The sequence below is a fragment of the Mesorhizobium sp. M0306 genome (assembly GCF_040321655.1).
Classification (GTDB): Bacteria; Pseudomonadota; Alphaproteobacteria; order Rhizobiales; family Rhizobiaceae; genus Mesorhizobium.
The window spans coordinates 1-3,232 of record NZ_JAMYRY010000081.1; the positions used below are offsets into that span (position 1 = coordinate 1).

A 3,232-nucleotide genomic window follows, 5' to 3' on the forward strand; every position below is an offset into this window, starting at 1 on the left:
TCGTTGCGACGATCGAACCCGGCGAATGCAAAAACTACTTCACAAACGCCGGATACGCTTCCGTCAAAACGTGAAAGACTCTAGGATCCATGCCGTTACCTTCGAGCGTCACAGCCTCTGCTGAACATCGCCGCACTTACCGAGGCGCTTGCCGCCCCTCACCCTGCCCAGTCTACCTCGAGCATCCCCAGCCGCTGGTAAAGCCTGACCGCGGCGGCGTTCTCGACAGTATTGGTCTTGAGGTCGACATGCGCCGCGCCCCTTGCCTGAAACACCGCAAACGCGTGCCGCATCAGCGCCTCGGCAATGCCCTTGCCGCGCGCCTCGGGATGGACGGCAAGGTCCTTGACGAAAGCCCGCGTCCAGCAGAGCGCCGCGCCCGCCAGCCGGCCCTTGCGATCGATAACCACGAAACACAAAGCCGGGTCGAATTCCGCGTCGCCCGAAATACGCGGCCACCATTCGTCGAACGGCCCGTCGGCGCCGTCGTCGAACACCGCGGTCAAAAGCGCATGCAGTGCGAGCGCATCGGCGGCTTCGAAGCCGCGCATGAAAAAACCTTCTGGCCAGCGCGGCGCCAGAAGCGTGTCGTCGAGGATCTTGCGCAGGCGGATGTCGTTCGGCGCCGGTGGGCGCGGCTCAGGCATCGGGCTGCATGCGGCGGCGCAGGCTGTCGCTGCCGAGGCCGGTTTCGCCCAGCATCCCCTTACGCTTGGCGTCATAGTAATAGCCGCTCTGGTAGAGCCGGTCGGCGCGCTTGGGGTTACCGCCTGAGACCAGCCAGGCGCCGCGCAGATATTTCACCGCGTATTTCAGATTGGTCTCGGCGTCGAACAGGCCGCTTGCCGGCCCGTCATAGCCCATGCCGCGCGCCGTCGCGTGCTTGATCTGCATCAGCCCCCAATGGCCGCGATTATAGGCCTTCGGGTTGAACGTGCTCTCGCGGTTGACGACGCTGCGCACCAGGTCGACCGGCACCTGGTAGAGCGCGGAATATTTCTCGATCAGCCGCTCGATCTCGCTGCGGCCGCCGGCATTCGACTGGCCCTCGGTGGGGTCGATCGCGGCCAGAACGGCCGGGTTCTGCGGCACCGTGTAAGCGACCGGCTGAACGCCGGGCATGGCGGCGGTCTGTTCGGTGACCGGCATGGCGACGGCGGCCGTCGCGGCGGCTGGCTGGGCATTGGCGGTCATGACGGCGGGGGTAGTTGCCGCCAGCGGTGTCGGCCCGGCAAAGGCGGCGGCGGGCTCGACCGGCAGCGCCGCCGTCTGGGCGACGCCGGACGGTTCCGGCAGCACCGAAACCGTGTCGGGCAGCGCCAGCGTGAAGCCGGCATCGGTGTTGGCCGCATTTTCGGTGAAGGCCGGCGCCGGGGTCACCGGCGAAGTCGAGGTGCAACCGCTGAGAGCGGCGACGGCCAACACCGCCGCTAGGACGGGAAAGAGGAATTTTGCTGGCAAGCGGCGCTCGGGTCCGGTTCGTCGGGTGTTAAGAAAGTCCTTACACCAGCATCTTTCCCCCGGCAATCCGCGGTAGACGGTGGTTTTCGGGTGGCGAGCCGGGCCGGGAAATGCGATATTGTTCTGGATTTGTACTTCGAAGGATTCCGGAAAGGAGCACGCCATGGACGCCTCTCATGCCACCGCCGGCCACGCGGTCTTCGAGACCGTGCTCGGCTTCATGGGCATCGCCTGGAGCGATGCCGGGCTGACCCGGCTCTGCCTGCCGCAGCGCAATCGCGACGCGGTGGAGCGCCGGCTGCTGCGCCATGCCTCACACGTCGAACAAGCCGCCAAGCCCGAACCGCAATGGATTGCCGAGCTGATCGCCTCGATCAAGGCCTATGCCGCCGGCGAGGACATCGATTTCTCCAACGTGCCGGTCGATCTCAGCGGCGTCGACGAGTTCCGCCTGGCGATCTATGACGCGGCGCGAAAGCTCGGCTTCGGCGAAACCACCACCTATGGCGAACTGGCCAAACGCGCCGGCCATGCCGGGCTCGCGCGTGAAACGGGCGCCGCACTCGGCGCCAACCCGGTGCCGCTGGTCATTCCCTGTCACCGCATCCTTGCCGCCGGCGGCAAGATCGGCGGCTTTTCCGCCCCCGGCGGCTCGGCTACCAAGGAAAAGATGCTGGCAATGGAAGGCGTACGCGTCGGCCCGCCGCCGCCCGCGCAGGTGTCGTTCGGGTTTTAGGTGTGCTGATATTCAGATGAGGCCGGCACCCAGCGCACCATCTCGACCAGCCTAATCCGGAAGCAGGCGCCGGCGGAAGCGCCGATCGATCTCCACCCGCTTGCATTTATAGACGGTGCAGGAATTCGTGTCGGCGCTCGGCACCGAGGCCCGCGCCCTGACCTCGCCGATGTCGCAGAATTGCTGGCTCCGCACATAGCGGTCGTAGAGCGCCAGCCCCGGCACGCGCGCCGATCTGTAGCGCAGGATGACCGCGCCCTCGCGCGCGATCGTCGCCTGCACCTTGCCGCAGCTCATGCGCGTCGGGTCGTAACGCGAGACCGCCTGCGCCTCGGCGGCCACCAGCGTCAGGCAAGCGGCAAGCAGAACGATTTTCATGGCCCCTCTCCCCAAAACCCGGTCGCGCCCGAAGCCCGCGCGATCCTCCCGCGTCAGGCGCGCAACGACGACGCTCTCACGCGATTGGGGCGGCCGTTGGGCAGCGTTGCCGCCGCGCCATTTTCCGCCCCGTCTTGTTTTTCGCGCGAAAGCATATTATATGCGGTGCATTGATATTTCGGCCGATCGATCCGGGCCTCGCGATATTCGCGTTTGCTGACGTTCTATCTCCAAAATCTCGATACAAACCGGCTGGGTTTCGGTCCAGTCAAACTAAAGCAAACGTAAAGGACTATCGAAATGGCAACAGGTACGGTCAAGTGGTTTAATTCCACCAAGGGTTTCGGCTTCATTCAGCCTGACAGCGGCGGCGCGGACGTTTTCGTTCACATCTCCGCAGTCGAGCGCGCTGGACTGTCGACCCTGGTCGAAGGCCAGAAGATCAACTTCGAGATCGAGCAGGACCGCCGCACTGGCAAGTCGTCCGCTGGATCTCTGAGCAAGGCAGCCTGATTTTGCGAATGGCGCGCGCCGGGCGATAGCCCGGGGCGGGCCGGAAGTGAGGGATGTACTGACAGGAGCGCGCGTAGCGCGCCGGAGCGACAGCGCCCGGCAAACCGCAGCAGCCGGTTTGGGCCGGCGCGGCCAAAACGCTGC

5 protein-coding genes are annotated in these 3,232 nt (G+C 65.4%); 2 read left to right on the forward strand and 3 right to left on the reverse strand.

The window, feature by feature from the left end; translation table 11 throughout:
• Nucleotides 1–158: 158 nt before the first annotated feature.
• Both NKI95_RS34055 and NKI95_RS34060 read right to left on the reverse strand, forming a co-directional pair.
• Nucleotides 159–647, reverse strand: coding sequence for a GNAT family N-acetyltransferase (locus NKI95_RS34055; RefSeq protein WP_352722219.1), 489 nt, complete (start codon nt 645–647; stop codon nt 159–161).
• Nucleotides 640–1,461, reverse strand: a complete 822-nt coding sequence (locus tag NKI95_RS34060) for a transglycosylase SLT domain-containing protein (protein WP_352722222.1) — start codon at nt 1,459–1,461, stop codon at nt 640–642. The genes NKI95_RS34055 and NKI95_RS34060 overlap by 8 nt, the downstream gene beginning before the upstream one ends.
• Nucleotides 1,462–1,624: 163 nt before the next feature.
• Between NKI95_RS34060 and NKI95_RS34065 the strand changes: the two genes are divergently transcribed.
• Nucleotides 1,625–2,197 carry a methylated-DNA--[protein]-cysteine S-methyltransferase gene (locus tag NKI95_RS34065; protein ID WP_352722223.1) on the forward strand — a complete coding sequence of 191 codons (573 nt, stop codon included), beginning with the start codon at nt 1,625–1,627 and terminating at the stop codon, nt 2,195–2,197.
• A gap of 51 nt (nt 2,198–2,248) precedes the next feature.
• Here the strand turns inward: NKI95_RS34065 and NKI95_RS34070 are convergent, their stop codons facing one another.
• Nucleotides 2,249–2,575, reverse strand: coding sequence for a hypothetical protein (locus tag NKI95_RS34070; protein ID WP_023719370.1), 327 nt, complete (start codon nt 2,573–2,575; stop codon nt 2,249–2,251).
• A gap of 300 nt (nt 2,576–2,875) precedes the next feature.
• Here NKI95_RS34070 and NKI95_RS34075 point away from each other — a divergent pair, with 300 nt between their 5' ends.
• Nucleotides 2,876–3,088: a cold-shock protein gene (locus NKI95_RS34075; RefSeq protein WP_023678332.1), complete on the forward strand. Its 213-nt coding sequence runs from the start codon at nt 2,876–2,878 to the stop codon at nt 3,086–3,088.
• Nucleotides 3,089–3,232: the final 144 nt, after the last annotated feature.